The sequence below is a fragment of the Streptomyces sp. ISL-87 genome (assembly GCF_018614095.1).
In the GTDB taxonomy this organism is placed as follows: Bacteria; Actinomycetota; Actinomycetes; order Streptomycetales; family Streptomycetaceae; genus Streptomyces.
The window spans coordinates 84,204-100,456 of the sequence record NZ_JAGGOY010000023.1; the positions used below are offsets into that span (position 1 = coordinate 84,204).

The 16,253-nt window shown below is 71.1% G+C and carries 10 protein-coding genes; 6 read left to right on the forward strand and 4 right to left on the reverse strand.

Translation table 11 applies throughout. From position 1 onward, the window contains the following. Positions 1 to 14: 14 nt before the first annotated feature. On the reverse strand, positions 15 to 2,651 hold the full coding sequence (gene glgP, locus J7I97_RS08890) for an alpha-glucan family phosphorylase (protein ID WP_214932518.1): 2,637 nt from the start codon (positions 2,649 to 2,651) through the stop codon (positions 15 to 17). Positions 2,652 to 3,265: 614 nt separating this feature from the next. Here glgP and J7I97_RS08895 point away from each other — a divergent pair. The 4 genes from J7I97_RS08895 (at position 3,266) to glgB (ending at position 10,939) form a co-directional block, all read left to right on the forward strand. Further along, positions 3,266 to 5,260, forward strand: a complete 1,995-nt coding sequence (locus tag J7I97_RS08895; RefSeq protein ID WP_214932520.1) for an alpha-1,4-glucan--maltose-1-phosphate maltosyltransferase — start codon at positions 3,266 to 3,268, stop codon at positions 5,258 to 5,260. Then, complete coding sequence (treS, locus tag J7I97_RS08900; protein ID WP_214932522.1) at positions 5,257 to 6,951, forward strand: maltose alpha-D-glucosyltransferase; 1,695 nt, start codon at positions 5,257 to 5,259, stop codon at positions 6,949 to 6,951. The genes J7I97_RS08895 and treS overlap by 4 nt, the downstream gene beginning before the upstream one ends. Before the next feature lie 185 nt (positions 6,952 to 7,136). Then, the gene (locus J7I97_RS08905; protein ID WP_214932524.1) at positions 7,137 to 8,606 is read left to right on the forward strand and encodes a phosphotransferase; all 1,470 of its coding nucleotides are present in this window, start codon (positions 7,137 to 7,139) and stop codon (positions 8,604 to 8,606) included. Further along, positions 8,603 to 10,939 carry a 1,4-alpha-glucan branching enzyme gene (glgB, locus tag J7I97_RS08910; protein ID WP_214932526.1) on the forward strand — a complete coding sequence of 779 codons (2,337 nt, stop codon included), beginning with the start codon at positions 8,603 to 8,605 and terminating at the stop codon, positions 10,937 to 10,939. Before J7I97_RS08905 ends, glgB begins: the two co-directional genes overlap by 4 nt. Here glgB and trxA read toward each other — a convergent pair. Then, entirely contained in the window at positions 10,929 to 11,276 is a 348-nt protein-coding gene (trxA, locus tag J7I97_RS08915; RefSeq protein ID WP_308365769.1) for a thioredoxin, read from the reverse strand. The two genes, glgB and trxA, sit on opposite strands and share 11 nt — an antisense overlap. Positions 11,277 to 11,293: 17 nt before the next feature. Next, positions 11,294 to 11,686, reverse strand: coding sequence for a MerR family transcriptional regulator (locus J7I97_RS08920; RefSeq protein WP_214932530.1), 393 nt, complete (start codon positions 11,684 to 11,686; stop codon positions 11,294 to 11,296). Between the two features lie 328 nt (positions 11,687 to 12,014). On the opposite strand from J7I97_RS08920, the gene J7I97_RS08925 reads away from it, so the two are divergent. Continuing rightward, a complete protein-coding gene (locus J7I97_RS08925) occupies positions 12,015 to 12,704 on the forward strand; it encodes a helix-turn-helix domain-containing protein (protein ID WP_214932532.1) in 690 nt (229 codons plus the stop codon). Between the two features lie 151 nt (positions 12,705 to 12,855). On the opposite strand, the gene J7I97_RS08930 is transcribed toward J7I97_RS08925, so the two are convergent. After that, positions 12,856 to 13,881, reverse strand: coding sequence for an ATP-dependent 6-phosphofructokinase (locus tag J7I97_RS08930; RefSeq protein ID WP_214932534.1), 1,026 nt, complete (start codon positions 13,879 to 13,881; stop codon positions 12,856 to 12,858). Positions 13,882 to 14,153: 272 nt separating this feature from the next. Here J7I97_RS08930 and pta point away from each other — a divergent pair, with 272 nt between their 5' ends. Then, entirely contained in the window at positions 14,154 to 16,238 is a 2,085-nt protein-coding gene (gene pta, locus J7I97_RS08935; protein ID WP_214932536.1) for a phosphate acetyltransferase, read from the forward strand. The last annotated feature ends 15 nt before the right edge of the window (positions 16,239 to 16,253 follow it).

The window sequence follows — 16,253 nt, forward strand, 5'->3', positions numbered from 1 at the left end:
TCCCCGAGCCCCCGTCACCTGAGCAGGACACCCCCTCCCGCCTCCGTGTCCGACGGGCCCGCGACGAGCCCCAGTTCGGCCGGTGTCGCCAGCAGCGGGTGCGCCGGCAGGATCCGCACGGTGTATCCGAACGGCCCCGTCCGGTCGAGGGCGAGCGGGCCCTCGTACACCCAGCGCCCCTCCAGGTCCGGCCCCGCGGCCGGCTTGAGCGGGAAGGGCCGCCCGTCCCGGATCACGTCGTGCGCGTCCACCCGCCCGGCGACGGCCTGCACCTCCACGTCCTCCGGCGCCAGCGCGTCCAGCGCCACGTGCACCCGCAGGGTGAGGGTCGCCCCCAGCTCGGCGGTGCCGCCCACGGGAGCCGCGGCCAGCGCCTCCACGTGCTCGACGGTGACCCGTGGCCAGGCCGCCCGGACCCGGCCCTTCCACCAGGCCAGGTCCCGCGCCGCGTGCGGGGTCAGTGCCCGGTGTGCGAGTGCGGCCGGGGTGTAGAGCCGCTCCACGTACTCCCGGACCATCCGCCCCGCGAGCACCTTCGGCCCCAGTGACACCAGGGTGCGCCGGACCATCTCGATCCACCGCACCGGCAGTCCGGTGCGCCCGGCCCGGTCGTAGAACCGCGGCGCGACCCGGCTTTCGATCAACTCGTAGAGGGCATTCGCCTCCAGGTCGTCGCGCCGGTCCTCGTCCGTCCCGATCCCGTCGGCCGTGGGAATGGCCCAGCCGAAGTCGGGCTCGAACCACTCGTCCCACCAGCCGTCCAGCACGGACAGGTTCAGGCAGCCGTTGAGGGCCGCCTTCATCCCGCTGGTGCCGCAGGCCTCCAGCGGCCGGAGGGGGTTGTTCAGCCAGACGTCGCAGCCCGGGTACAGCTTCTGCGCCATGCCCATGCCGTAGTCGGGCAGGAACACGATCCGGTGCCGCACCCGCGGGTCGTCCGCGAACCGCACCAGCTCCTGGACGAGGCGCTTGCCGCCGTCGTCCGCCGGGTGTGCCTTGCCCGCGACCACGATCTGCACCGGCCGGTCCGGGTCCAGCAGCAGCCTGCGCAGCCGCTCGGGATCCCGCAGCATCAGCGTGAGCCGCTTGTACGACGGCACCCGCCGGGCGAACCCGATGGTCAGCACGTCCGGATCCAGGACGGAGTCCACCCAGCCGAGTTCGGCCGATACGGCCCCGCGCTGCTGCCAGGAGACGCGCAGCCGGTCCCGTACCTCCTGCACCAGCTGCTCCCTGAGCACCCGCCGGAGATCCCAGACGTCCTGGTCGGGGATGTCCGCGACGGCGTCCCAGCGCTGGGACCCGCCGACGGAGAGGGCGTCCTCGGTCCGCCCGGCCCCGATCTGCCGCACCCCGAGCCGGACCACCTCAGGGGCCACCCAGGTCGGCGCGTGCACCCCGTTGGTCACCGAGGTGATGGGTACGTCGCCCGGGTCGAACCCGGGCCACAGCCCGGCGAACATCCCCCGGCTGACCGCCCCGTGCAGGGTGGACACCCCGTTGGCGCGCTGGGCGAGGCGCAGCCCCATGACGGCCATGTTGAACACGCCGGGGTCGCCGCCCGGGTAGGACTCCGCACCCAGCTCCAGGATCCGGTCGACCGGGACCCCGGCGAGCTCGCCGCCCTCCCCGAAGTGCCGGGCGACCAGGGCCCGCTCGAAGCGGTCGATCCCGGCGGGCACCGGGGTGTGCGTGGTGAACACGGTCCCGGCGCGCACCGCCTCGACGGCGGCGTCGAACCCGAGGCCCTGCTCCCCTTCCAGTTCCCTTATGCGCTCCAGCCCCAGGAACCCGGCGTGTCCCTCGTTGGTGTGGAACACCTCGGGGTCGGGATGCCCGGTGAGGCGGCAGAACGTACGGACCGCGCGCACGCCTCCGATGCCGAGCAGCATCTCCTGGAGCAGCCGGTGGTCGCTGCCGCCGCCGTAGAGCCGGTCGGTCACCTCGCGGGCGGGGGCGTCGTTGTCCTCGACGTCGGAGTCGAGGAGCAGCAGGGGAACCCGGCCGACGCGGGCTTGCCAGATGTGCGCGTGCAACGCCCGCCCGCCGGGCAGGCTCAGGGACACCCGGGCCGGAGTCCCCTCGGCCTCCCGCACCAGCGTGAGGGGCAGCTCGTTCGGATCGAGGACGGGATAGTGCTCCTGCTGCCACCCGTCGCGGGAGAGTGACTGGCGGAAGTATCCGTGCCGGTACAGCAGCCCCACGCCGACGAGCGGGACGCCGAGGTCGCTGGCGGCCTTGAGGTGGTCCCCGGCGAGGATCCCGAGCCCGCCGGAGTACTGGGGCAGGGCGGCGGTGATACCGAACTCGGGGGAGAAATAGGCGATCCCGGCGGGGAGTTCCCCGACGTTTTCCTGGCTCTGGTACCACCTCCCGCCGTTGACGTAGTCATCGAGGTCGGCGACGGCGACGGCGAGCCGCCGCAGGAAGCGCCGGTCGCCGGCCAGCTCGGCCAGACGGGCGGCGGAGACCGTGCCGAGCAGCCGGACGGGATCGCCTGCGGCGGCCTGCCAGCCCTCGGGGTCGACGGATTGAAAGAGTTCACGGGTTTCCGCATGCCAAGACCAGCGCAGATTGCGCGCGAGCTCAGCGAGCGGCATCAGAGGTTCCGGGAGGACGGGGCGCACGGTGAATCGACGGATAGCCTTCACGGGCTCCACCTTCGCAGGGGATGACACAGCGGGGCGGGCGCACCACGCTGTGCGCCGCGCATCGACCCCCGGAAGGCTAGCCGCGCGGCCACTCCCGGACCATGCCGCCTCCCTTCTCGCCCGCGTTCCGCCGGCCTTCCGCCCGCCTTCCGCCCGCGCGCGTCAACTTGCGTCTGTCCGGACAACTCCGCCGTTCCTACGTACTGAAAAAGCCGCGCCGAGGGGGCGGGAGTGGCACGTGGGACGGGGGGTGTCGTCGTACACATCGGGTAGTCGTTCCCGACTTGACGGAGCCTCTGCGGATGTCGAGCCCGGCCTTGGTATTGCCCGTGTTCACTACGTACGAGTAGTTAACCAAGGACCCGGATTGGGCGGGACGAGAGTGGGAAGGGCTCCCCGGGTACGCGCACGGCACACCCTCCCCGGAGACCATCCGGGGGACCCCGCCAACCTCTCCCGCCACCCGAGTGAACGCGGACAGGAGCGGCCATGCCCGCAGCCCAGCCGTCTCCCGAGCGGCTAGAAACAGAGCGAACAGAGCGTGCACTACCAGCCCATACTGCGGCTGGCCTGTTGTCACCGAGCCCTGCGAACTGCCCCCAGGTGAGCCCATCATGATCGGTCGCATTCCCGTGCTGGACGTCCGCCCCGCCGTCGACTGCGGCGCCAGACCCGCCAAGGCGGTCGTGGACGAGGTCTTCGAGATCTCGGCCACCGTGTTCCGCGAGGGTCATGACGCCGTATCCGCGCACGTCGTCCTCCGAGACCCCACCGGGCGGCTGCGGCCTCCCGTGCCCATGCACGAGCTCGCCCCCGGCACCGACCGGTGGGGGGCCCGGGTGTCCGCCGAGGTCGAGGGGAGGTGGACGTACACCGTCGAGGCGTGGAGCGACCAGGTGGCCACCTGGCGGGCCCACGCTGCGATCAAGATCCCGGCAGGCATCGACATCGGGCTGACCCTCATGGAAGGCGCCGAGCTGTACGCACGGGCCGGCTCCAAGATTCCCAAGAAGGACGGGCGGGCGTTCGTACTCGCCGCCGCCGAGGCCATGCGCGACGAGGACCGGGAGGTCGCCGTGCGGTACGCGGCCGCCCTCTCGCCCCAGGTGGACGCGGCGCTCGCGAAGCGCCCGTACCGGGAGCTGGTCACCGCCTCCAAGGCGCTGCCGCTGATCGTCGAGCGCAAGCGGGCCCTCTTCGGCTCCTGGTACGAGCTCTTCCCCCGCTCCGAGGGAGCGGTGGTGGAGCCCGGCGCGGCGCCCGTCAGCGGCACCTTCCGGACCGCCGCCGAGCGGCTGCCCGCGGTCGCCGCCATGGGCTTCGACGTGGTGTACCTGCCGCCCATCCACCCCATCGGGAGCACCTACCGCAAGGGTCCGAACAACACCCTGTCGGCGGGCAGTTGGGATCCGGGTGTGCCCTGGGCCATCGGCTCCACCGAGGGCGGGCACGACGCCGTCCACCCCGACCTCGGCACCCTCGACGACTTCGACGCCTTCGTCGCGCGGGCCCGCGAGCTCCGGATGGAGGTCGCCCTCGACTTCGCCCTCCAGTGCTCCCCCGACCACCCCTGGGTGGAGAAGCACCCGGAGTGGTTCCGCCGCCGCGCCGACGGGACGATCGCGTACGCCGAGAACCCGCCGAAGAAGTACCAGGACATCTACCCGATCCACTTCGACACCGACATGGCCGGGCTCGTCGAGGAGACGGTACGGATCCTGCGGCACTGGATGGACCACGGCGTCCGTATCTTCCGGGTGGACAACCCGCACACCAAGCCGGTCGTCTTCTGGCAGAAGGTGATCGCGGACATCAACAAGTCCGACCCCGATGTGATCTTCCTGGCGGAGGCCTTCACCCGCCCCGCCATGATGCGCGCGCTCGCCGCCGTCGGCTTCCAGCAGTCGTACACGTACTTCACCTGGCGCAACACCAAGGCGGAGCTCACCGAGTACCTGACCGAGCTCGCCGACACCCGGTCGGCCTCCGTCATGCGGCCGAATTTCTTCGTCAATACGCCCGACATCCTCCACGAATACCTTCAGCGGGGCGGCCGCCCGGCCTTCGAAGTGCGGGCCGTGCTCGCCGCCACCCTCTCCCCCGCCTGGGGTGTCTACGCCGGCTACGAGCTCTGCGAGAACGAGCCGGTCAAGGAGGGCAGCGAGGAGTACCTGAACTCCGAGAAGTACGAGTTCCGGCCACGCGACTGGGCCGCCGCGGACCGCGAGGGCCGCACCATCGCCCCGCTGATCACCGTCCTGAACCGGCTGCGCCGGCGCAACCCGGCGCTCCAGCAGCTGCGCGACATCCATTTCCACACGACCGACAACGACCAGGTGATCGCCTATTCGAAGCACGCCGGAGCCAATTCCGTACTGGTGGTCGTCAACCTCGATCCGCACCACACCCAGGAGGCGACGGTCTCGTTGGACATGCCGGTACTCGGCCTCGACTGGCACGGGTCCCTCGCGGTGCGCGACGAGCTCACCGGCGAGACCTATCACTGGGGCAGGGCCAACTACGTGCGCCTAGAGCCGGGCCGCACGCCCGCGCACGTACTGGCGGCTCTGCGACCGTCCCCGCCCACCGGAGGGTCACCCACCACATGATGATCAACGATCCAGTCCACGACACGTTCGAGGACACCCCCGCCAAGGACCGCGATCCCGACTGGTTCAAGCGGGCCGTCTTCTACGAGGTCCTCGTCCGCTCCTTCCACGACAGCAACGGCGACGGCGTGGGGGACCTCCAGGGACTCACCGCCAAGCTGGACTACCTCCAGTGGCTCGGCGTCGACTGCCTCTGGCTGCCGCCGTTCTTCGCCTCACCCCTCCGCGACGGGGGCTACGACGTCTCCGACTACACCTCCGTGCTCCCCGAGTTCGGCGATCTCGCCGACTTCGTGGAGTTCGTGGACGCCGCACACCAGCGCGGCATGCGGGTGATCATCGACTTTGTCATGAATCACACCAGCGACCAGCACGAGTGGTTCCAGCAGTCACGCAAGGACCCGGACGGACCGTACGGCGACTACTACATGTGGGCAGACAACGACAAGCAGTACCAGGACGCCCGCATCATCTTCGTCGACACCGAGACCTCGAACTGGACGTACGACCCGCTACGCAAGCAGTACTACTGGCACCGCTTCTTCTCGCACCAGCCGGACCTGAACTTCGAGAACCCGGCCGTGCAGGAGGAGATCGTCTCCGCCCTGCGCTTCTGGCTGGACCTCGGCATCGACGGCTTCCGCCTCGACGCCGTGCCCTACCTGTACGCCGAGGAGGGCACCAACTGCGAGAACCTGCCCCGCACCCACCAGCTCCTCAAGCGGGTCCGGGCCGAGATCGACGCGCACTACCCCGACACCGTCCTGCTGGCCGAGGCCAACCAGTGGCCCGAGGACGTGGTCGACTACTTCGGGGACTTCGCGAAGGGCGGGGACGAATGCCACATGGCCTTCCACTTCCCCGTCATGCCGCGCATCTTCATGGCGGTCCGAAGAGAGTCCCGCTACCCCGTCTCCGAAATCCTGGCCAAGACCCCGGCGATCCCGGACCGCTGCCAGTGGGGAATCTTCCTGCGCAACCACGACGAGCTCACCCTCGAAATGGTCACGGACGAAGAGCGCGACTACATGTACGCCGAGTACGCCAAGGACCCGCGGATGCGGGCCAACATCGGCATCCGCCGGCGCCTCGCACCGCTCCTCGACAACGACCGCAACCAGATGGAGCTGTTCACCGCCCTGCTGCTGTCGCTGCCCGGCTCGCCGGTGCTCTACTACGGCGACGAGATCGGCATGGGCGACAACATCTGGCTGGGCGACCGCGACGGCGTCCGCACGCCCATGCAGTGGACCCCGGACCGCAACGCCGGTTTCTCCTCCTGCGATCCGGGCAGGCTGAACCTGCCGGTCATCATGGACCCGGTCCACGGGTACCAGGTCACCAATGTCGAGGCCGCGATGGCATCGCCCTCCTCACTGCTGCACTGGACCCGCCGGATGATCGAAGTCCGCAAGGCGAACCCCGCCTTCGGACTCGGCTCGTACACCGAACTGCCGTCGTCGAACCCGGCGGTACTCGCTTTCCTCCGCGAGTACGGGGACGACTTGGTGCTGTGCGTGCACAACTTCTCGCGCTTCGCGCAGCCCACCGAGCTGGACCTGCGGTCGTTCAACGGGCGGGTCCCGGTGGAGCTCACGGGTGACGTGCGCTTCCCGCCGATCGGCGAGTGGCCGTACCTGCTCACCCTCGCGGGCCACGGCTTCTACTGGTTCCGCCTGCGCAGCGAGTAACACACCGCACCGGCGCGTCGTTTCGATGGCAGTACGGCGGTACGGGGCGGGCGCGCGAATGGGTCAATCGCCCGCCCCGGTACGGATCACCCCTGACCCGACACCCATCCATGACCGGACAGCAACCATCGCCATCCGGGACACTCTGCGCATTCTGTGACGGCCCGGGGAAAGGACGCGACGCCATGTCGGAGGCTGCATCCGCCCGGAGTCGCCAGGGCAGCCTGGCCGCGGTCCCGCTCGGACCGCTGGAGCCCATGCTGCGCGCCTGGCTGCCGAGGCAGCGCTGGTTCGCCGGCAAGGGGCGTGCGATCACCCGGCTGCGGCTGGTCTCGGCCGTCGAGCTGCTGCCGCCCGAGGCCTCGCCCGGGCTGCTGCACCTGCTCGTCGGGGTGGACGCCGACGGCAGTTCGGACTGCTACCAACTGCTCCTGGGGGTACGCCCGAACCTGCCCCCTGCGCTCACGCCCGCACTGATCGGGTACGCCGAGCAGGGCCCGTACGCCGGCCAGGCCGTGTACGAGGGCCTCGGCGATCCCCGGCTCGCGACGCTGCTGCTGGAGCGGCTGCGCTCCCCCGGCGCGCTCGGCCCGCTCCGCTTCGACCGGGACCCGGCGGCGCTCATCCCCGCCGCGGCGGCGCCCCGGCCGCTCTCCGGGGAGCAGACCAACTCCTCTCTGATCTACGGAGATTCGTTCATCCTGAAGGTGTTCCGCCGGGTCGGCCCCGGGGTCAACCCGGACCTGGAGCTGCCCAGAGCGCTGGCCGCCGCCGGTTGCTCCCGGGTGCCCGCGCCGGTCGCCTGGTACGAGGCCGAACTGCCCGGGGCCGAGCCGGTGACGCTGGGCGTGCTCCAGCCGTACCTGCGCGGCTCCGACGACGGCTGGCAGCTCGCCCTGCGCCGGCTGGGCGCCGGGGCCGACTTCACCGCCGAGGCGCACGCGCTGGGCCGGGCCACCGCCGAGGTGCACAGCGCGCTGGCCGACGCCCTGCCCACCCTCGCGCTCGACCCGGAGCAGACCGCCCGGCTCGCCGCCGGGATGACGGCCCGGCTGGCGGCCACCGCCCGCGAGGTGCCCGGGCTGCGGCCCTACGAGGCGGGGCTGCGCGGGGCCTTCGACGCGCTGGCCGCCTCCCGCGGCGCCGGGGTGCCCGCCCAGCGGATCCACGGGGACCTGCACCTGGGCCAGACCCTGCGCACCGCCGACGGCAGCTGGGCGCTGATCGACTTCGAGGGCGAGCCGGCCCGGCCGCTGGCCGACCGGCGCCGCCCCGAACCGGCGGTGCGCGACATCGCCGGGATACTGCGGTCCTTCGACTACGCGGCCCGCTCGCACCGGCCCTTCGCGCCCGCCTGGGCGGACGCGTGCCGTGCCGCGTTCTGCGAGGGCTACGCCCGCACCACCGGGCGCGACCCGCGCGAGGACCTCGTACTGCTGCGCGCGTACGAGACCGACAAGGCGGTGTACGAGGCCCGTTACGAGTCCCGGCACCGTCCCGACTGGCTGCACGTCCCTATGGCGGCGATCCGCCGGCTGTCCGAACCCCACCGGCCGGCCCACCGGCCGGGACACCGGGTGGCTCCCGCACCGCCCGCCCCCGGCTCCATCACCCCCCATCCCCATACGAAGCCCCCAAGGAGGCCGCTCGCGTGAGCGCCGCACGACAGCCGTCACCGACCGTCCGCGCCGAAGCCGCGACCGCACCCGCGACCGCGACCCCACCCGCGAACGCACCCGTACCGGCACCGGCCGCGGAGCCCGCGCGCAAGACCCGGGCACCCCGGGCCCGCCGGGCCGCCCCACCGCAGGGGGTCAGGCCGGCGCCCGCGCTCCACGGTGACGAACGGGCCCGGCTGCTGGAGGGCCGCCACCACGATCCGCACGCGGTGCTGGGGGCCCGGCCCGAGCACGGCGGGGTCTCCTTCCGGGCGCTGCGCCCGTTCGCCAAGGCGGTCACCGTCGTCGCCGAGGGGCTGCGGGCCGAGCTCTTCGACGACGGGGACGGGCTGTTCTCCGGGCTGCTGCCGCTGACCGGGGTGCCGGACTACCGGCTGGTGGTGGGCTACGAGGGCGACGAGATCGAGATCGAGGATCCGTACCGGTTCCTTCCGGCGCTCGGCGAGCTGGACCTGCACCTGATCGGCGAAGGCCGGCACGAGGAGCTGTGGACGGCGCTCGGCGCCCAGCCGATGGAGCACCAGGGCGTGTCCGGTACCCGGTTCACGGTGTGGGCGCCGAACGCCCAGGGGGTGCGGGTCACCGGGAGCTTCTCGTACTGGGACTCGACCGCGTACCCGATGCGCTCGCTCGGCTCGTCCGGTGTGTGGGAGCTGTTCCTGCCGGGCGTGGGCGAGGGCACGCTGTACAAGTACGACATCACGCGCCCGGACGGCAGCCACACGCTGCGCGCCGACCCGATGGCCCGGTACGCGGAGGTCCCGCCGGCCAACGCCTCCGTGGTCACCGCCTCGCGGTACGTGTGGCAGGACGCGCGGTGGATGAGGGAGCGCGGGGCGCGCCCGGCCCATGAGGCGCCCTTCTCGGTGTACGAGGTACACCTGGCGTCCTGGCGGCCCGGGCTCTCGTACCGCCAGCTCGCGGAGCAGCTCCCGCCGTACGTGAAGGAGCTCGGCTTCACGCACGTGGAGCTGATGCCGGTCGCCGAGCACCCCTTCGGCGGCTCGTGGGGCTACCAGGTGACCGGGTTCTACGCGCCGACGTCGCGGCTGGGGACCCCGGACGACTTCCGCTGCCTCGTGGACGCCCTGCACCGGGCCGGGATCGGGGTGATCGTCGACTGGGTGCCCGCGCACTTCCCGCGCGATGAGTGGGCGCTCGCGGAGTTCGACGGGCGGCCGCTGTACGAACACCAGGACCCGCGCCGGGCCGCACACCCGGACTGGGGGACGCTGGAGTTCGACTACGGCCGCAAGGAGGTCCGCAACTTCCTCGTCGCCAACGCGGTGTACTGGTGCCAGGAGTTCCACATCGACGGGCTGCGGGTGGACGCGGTGGCCTCGATGCTCTACCTGGACTACTCGCGCGCCGATGGGCAGTGGACGCCGAACGAGCGCGGCGGCCGGGAGAACCTGGACGCGGTGGGGCTGCTCCAGGAGATGAACGCGACGGTCTACCGGCGCTGCCCGGGCGTGGTGACGATCGCGGAGGAGTCCACCGCCTGGGACGGCGTGACCCGGCCGACGGACATGGGCGGGCTCGGCTTCGGCCTGAAGTGGAACATGGGCTGGATGCACGACACCCTGCGCTACATGTCGAAGGACCCGGTGCACCGCAAGTACCACCACAACGACATGACCTTCGGGATGGTGTACGCGTTCAGCGAGAACTACGTGCTGCCGATCTCGCACGACGAGGTGGTGCACGGCAAGGGCTCGCTGGTGTCGAAGATCCCCGGGGACGACTGGTGGCAGCGGCGGGCCGGGCACCGGGCGTACCTGGGCTTCATGTGGGCCCACCCGGGCAAGCAACTGCTGTTCATGGGCCAGGAGTTCGCGCAGGGGTCGGAGTGGTCGGAGGTGTACGGCCCCGACTGGTGGGTGCTGGACTCCTCGTACTCCGCGGCCGCCGACCACCAGGGCGTACGGAGTCTCGTGCGCGACCTGAACCGCACGTACACGGCGGCGCCGGCGCTGTGGGAGCGCGACAGCGCGCCGGAGGGCTTCGCGTGGGTGGAGGCGGACGCGGCGGAGGACAACGTGTTCGCCTTCCTGCGGTACGCGAACGACGGCTCGCCGCTGCTGGCGGTGTCGAACTTCTCGCCCGTGGTGCGGCACGGCTACCGGATCGGGGTCCCGCAGGACGTGCCGCTGTGGCGGGAGGTCCTGAACACGGACGCGCAGGAGTACGGGGGCAGCGGGGTGCGCCATCTCCAGCCGCTGAGCCCCGAGCCGGTAGCGGCCCAGGGGCGTGCGGTGAGCCTGCGGATGACGCTCCCGCCGATGGCCACGGTCTGGTTCAGGCCGTGACGCCGGTGAACTCCTCCAGTTCCTGAATCAGCCGGCGCTTGGCCCGGGCGCCGACCATCTGCTTCACGGGCTCGCCGTCGCGGAAGACGAGCATGGTCGGCATGGACAGCACCCCGTACCGGGTGACGGTGGCGGGGTTGCTGTCCGCGTCGATCTGCACGACCTTGAGGCGGTCGGCCTGCTCGGCGGCGATGGCGGACAGCACGGGCGCGAGCTGGCGGCAGGGCCCGCACCAGTCGGCGGTGAACTCCACCAGTACCGGGCGGCCCGGCTCGCGGATCACCTCGGCCTCGAAGTCCGCGTCGGTCACTTCCGCGACACCCTTGGCGTGGATCACGTCTTGTCCCCTCTCTCTCATCCGGTCAGTTCACAGCGTGGGACGGCCGCCTCCCCGGCGGCCGCCTCGGCTCCGGCGAGCTGCCGCGCGACCTGCTCCCGTATGTCGGCCAGCCGGCCGATCAGCCCGTCCAGTTCGGCGAGCTTGCGCCGGTAGACGGCGAGGGAGGCGGGGCAGGAGTCCCCGGCGGGGTGCCCGGCGCGCAGGCAGTCCACGAAGGGGCGGGTCTCCTCCAGATCGAAGCCGAAGTCCTGGAGCATCCGGATCTGCCGGAGCATCCGCAGGTCGTCCTCGTCGTAGGTGCGGTAGCCGTTGCCGTCCCGCCGCGCGGGCAGCAGCCCGCGCGATTCGTAGTACCGCAGTGTCCGCGTGCTGGTCCCGGCCCGCTCCGCCAGTTCGCCGATTCGCATGGCCCGACCGTAAGCCTTGACGCCGACGTCAAGGCAAAGGGGGCGGCCGGGCCCTCGCCACCCCCGTATGCGAGGGCCCCCTCATGGATCACGCGTCGGGCCTGCTGCCGGTTCACCGGAATGTGACGTGGACCACTCGGGCGGTCTGCCCTTAACCCTGACATGGAGTGGCTGAATCCGTACGCTTGCGAATGGATCTTCCGGTAAACCGATTACCGGACAGTCGCAGGGAAACCCGGCAAATGCATAGAACTGCGTAGGACTTTCCTACGAGTTATGAGCTTGTTTGTTTGGTCTGTAGGCGCAGCACCTCGGCCACTCCTAACGTATGGCTGTGCACTCCAGCCCCCCTTTCAATGCCCCCGCCGCGCGTCGTCTGCGCGCGGCCCTGGGCATGGCTCCCGGTCATGTCGCCTATGGCCTGCGCGCCCAGTACGGACTGATCGTCGCGCCCGAGACGGTGATGGCCTGGGAGCGTGGCGAGATATCGCCTACGTCCGCCGAGCTCACGGCGCTCGCCGGCGTGCTGTGGTGTTCGCCCGGGGAACTGCTCGCCGAGCCGGTCACCCTGCGGGAGCACCGCATCGCCCGGGGGATGTCGGGGGAGGAGCTGTCCCGGCGGATCGGGCTGGACGAGAACTCGTACCAGAAGATGGAGGACACCGGCCGCTGGAAGGGCAATGAGCGGCAGTCCGCCGCCCTGGCGACGACGCTGGGGCTGACGCTGGCCCAGTTCGTGACCGCGACCGGCAAGCACGAGGAGCTGGCCGGGCTGCTGCGCGGTGCGGTGACCACGCGCTGGCAGGCGTACGCGAAGCCGCTTTCCAAGCTGCTGCCCGTGCCCCGGGAGCATCTGGAGCGAGTACTGGAGCAGCTGTACGGGGAGTACCAGTCGCGGATGGTGGCGACCTTGAGCTGGGGCACCGGCGGGGGCGCGGCCGGGACCGGCGACGCCGGCCGGGAGTACCTGGCGGAGATCGTGGACCGCTTCTGGGCGGTCGCCGGCGGCTCGACGTGACGTCTCGGGCGTAGGGGACGTCCCGGCGTAGGAGACGTCCCGGCGTAGGAGACGCCCCGCGCACGAACGGCCCCGGCGCGTCCACAGGCAGGTCGACGGGCCGGGGCCGTTCGGCGGCGAGAAAGGGGGCCGGAAGTCCCGGCCGGGACGGTCAGAAGACCGACTCGGCCTCGTACATGCGGTCCGCGGGGACGGTCTTCAGCTCGGTGACAGCCTGGGCCAGCGGGGCCATCACGATCTCGGTGCCGCGCAGCGCGGTCATGTTGCCGAAGTCGCCGCGGTGCACGGCCTCGACGGCGTGCCAGCCGAAGCGGGTCGCGAGGACGCGGTCGTAGGCGGTCGGCGTGCCGCCGCGCTGGACGTGGCCGAGGATGACCGGACGGGCCTCCTTGCCGAGGCGGTGCTCCAGCTCGATGGCGAGGCGGTTGCCGATGCCGGCGAAGCGCTCGTGGCCGTACTGGTCGATCGCGCCCTTCTCGTACGGCATGGAGCCCTCGGCCGGGTGCGCGCCCTCGGCGACGCAGACGACGGCGAACTTCTTGCCGCGGGAGAATCGCTCCTCGACCATCTTCACCAGGGCGTCCACCTCGAAGGGGCGCTCCGGCAGGCAGATCCCGTGGGCGCCGCCGGCCATGCCGGACTCCAGGGCGATCCAGCCCGCGTGCCGGCCCATGACCTCGACGACCATGACGCGCTGGTGCGACTCGGCGGTGGTCTTGAGGCGGTCTATGGCCTCGGTGGCGACCATGACGGCGGTGTCGAAACCGAAGGTGCGGTCGGTGGAGGAGATGTCGTTGTCGATGGTCTTCGGCACGCCGACGACCGGCATTCCCGCGTCCGACAGCATCCGGGCGGCGGTCAGGGTGCCCTCTCCGCCGATCGGGATCAGCGCGTCGATACCGTAGCGCGTCGCCAATTCCTGCGCGTTCTCGGCGGCTTCGTGGAGGCGGGCGCGCTCCATGCGCGCCGAACCCAGAATCGTGCCGCCGCGGGCGAGAATGCCACTGACGGCGTTGATGTCGAGGGGGCGGAAATGGCCATCGAGAAGGCCCTTGAAGCCATCCTCGAAACCGATGACTTCGTCGCCGTGCCCGACCAGGGCACGGTGTACGACCGACCGGATGACAGCGTTCAGTCCCGGGCAGTCGCCGCCTGCGGTGAGAACTCCGATACGCATCGTGCTGTGTCTCCTGCTCCTGGTCGTACCTGGCTGTACGCGTGCGGGCGGCCAGCCGTACATATGAAAGGCGTACTGGTGAAGCCTGTCCGATTGTTCCACGGGCCGGGGGTCCGGCGCGCTCCGCGCTACTCCGCGCAGAGGGCCTTTCGGCCCGGTGGACAGGCCCTTTTTCCCGGAGGGCGCCCTATCTACCCGCAGAGGTATTGTCAAGAGGGCAAGCCCACGCTAACGGGAAAAAACGACATTCAACGATGGGATGGGGAGCAGGCGTGACGCGCAGCGTGTACGTGACCGGTATCGAGCGGGGGGACGGCCGGCAGGTCGTCGAGCTGGGGATCATGGAGCTGCTGACCCGCCAGACGGGCAAGGTCGGCGTCTACCGCCCGCTGCTGCATGACGCACCGGACCGGCTCTTCGATCTGCTGAAGGCCCGCTACCGGATCGACCAGGACGCCGCGACCGCCTTCGGCATGGAGTACCAGGAAGCCTCCGCCATCCTGGCCGAGAAGGGCACCGACGAGCTGGTCTCCCGGCTGGTCGACCGCTACCACCGGGTGGCCCGCGACTACGACGTCATGCTCGTGCTCGGCACCGACTACGCCGACACGAACCTCCCCGACGAGCTGGCGCTGAACGCCCGCATCGCCAACGAGCTGGGCGCGGTCGTCGTTCCCGTGGTGGGCGGTACCAAGCACCCCGCCGAGTCCGTGCGCGCCGAGGCCCGCAACGCGCACCGCGCGTACGAGAGCCTGGGCTGCCATGTCGTCGCGATGGTCGTCAACCGGGTGGTCCCGGAGGACCGGGACGTCATAGCCGAGAGGCTGGCCGCCCGCCTCCCCGTGCCCTGCTACGTGCTGCCGGACGACAAGTCGCTCTCCGCCCCGACCGTCGCCCAGATCACCCGGGCACTCGGCGGCGAGGTGCTGCTCGGCGATGACGCCGGGCTGGCCCGCGACGCCGTGGACTTCGTCTTCGGCGGGGCCATGCTGCCGAACTTCCTCAACGCCCTGACCCCCGGATGCCTGGTGGTGACCCCCGGCGACCGCTCCGACCTGGTCATCGGAGCCCTGGCCGCGCACACTTCGGGCACCCCGCCGATCGCCGGTGTGCTGCTGACCCTGAACGAGCGGCCGACCGAGCACATCCTGACGCTGGCCTCGAAGCTGGCGCCGGGCACGCCGGTCGTCTCGGTCTCGGGCAACAGCTTCCCGACCGCCGCCGAACTCTTCTCGCTCCAGAGCCGGTTGAACTCCGCCACCCCGCGCAAGCTGGAGACCGCGCTCGGCCTGTTCGAGCGGTACGTGGACACGGCCGAGCTGCGCGACCTGCTGTCGGTGGCCCGCTCGGAGCGCGTCACCCCGATGATGTTCGAGCACGAGCTGCTGGAGCGGGCCCGCTCCGACCGCCGCCGTGTCGTGCTGCCCGAGGGCACCGAGGAGCGGGTGCTGCGCGCGGCGGACGTGGTGCTGCGCCGCAGGGTCTGCGACCTGACCCTGCTGGGCGAGGAGCAGGCGATCCTGAAGAAGGCCGCCGACCTGGGAATCGACATCTCGGCCGCCCAGCTCATCGACCCGGCGACCTCTCCCCTGCGGGAACGTTTCGCCGAGTACTACGCCAAGGTCCGGGCCCACAAGGGCATGACGGTCGAGCTGGCCAACGACGTGGTCACCGACGTCAATTACTTCGGCACCCTGATGGTCCAGGAGGGCCTGGCCGACGGCATGGTCTCCGGTTCGGTGCACTCCACCGCCGCGACCATCCGCCCCGCCTTCGAGATCATCAAGACCAAGCCCGAGGCGTCCATCGTCTCCTCGGTCTTCTTCATGTGCCTGGCCGACCAGGTCCTCGTCTACGGAGACTGCGCGGTCAACCCGGACCCGGGCGCCGAGCAGCTCGCGGACATCGCCGTCCAGTCGGCGGCGACCGCCGCCGCGTTCGGCGTCGAGCCGCGGATCGCGATGCTCTCGTACTCGACCGGCACCTCGGGCACGGGCGCGGACGTGGACAAGGTCCGCAAGGCCACCGAGATCGTCCGCGCGCAACGCCCGGACCTCATGATCGAGGGTCCGATCCAGTACGACGCGGCGGTGGAGCCCTCGGTCGCCGCGACCAAGCTGCCCGGGTCCGAGGTGGCCGGCCGCGCGACGGTGCTGATCTTCCCGGACCTCAACACCGGCAACAACACGTACAAGGCCGTGCAGCGTTCGGCGGGCGCCGTCGCGGTCGGCCCGGTGCTCCAGGGTCTGCGCAAGCCGGTGAACGACCTCTCGCGCGGCGCCCTCGTCCAGGACATCGTCACCACGGTGGCGATCACCGCGATCCAGGCGCAGGGCGCGCCGTCCCCCACTGCCTGAGCCCCCCGCCGCCTG

Coding starts and splice junctions, on each gene's coding strand:
- J7I97_RS08925 (WP_214932532.1), top strand. CDS start 12,015: ATGGCTGTGCACTCCAGCCCCCCTTTCAATGCCCCCGCCGCGCGTCGT.
- treS (WP_214932522.1), top strand. CDS start 5,257: ATGATGATCAACGATCCAGTCCACGACACGTTCGAGGACACCCCCGCC.
- J7I97_RS08895 (WP_214932520.1), top strand. CDS start 3,266: ATGATCGGTCGCATTCCCGTGCTGGACGTCCGCCCCGCCGTCGACTGC.
- J7I97_RS08930 (WP_214932534.1), bottom strand. CDS start 13,881: ATGCGTATCGGAGTTCTCACCGCAGGCGGCGACTGCCCGGGACTGAAC.
- J7I97_RS08905 (WP_214932524.1), top strand. CDS start 7,137: ATGTCGGAGGCTGCATCCGCCCGGAGTCGCCAGGGCAGCCTGGCCGCG.
- J7I97_RS08920 (WP_214932530.1), bottom strand. CDS start 11,686: ATGCGAATCGGCGAACTGGCGGAGCGGGCCGGGACCAGCACGCGGACA.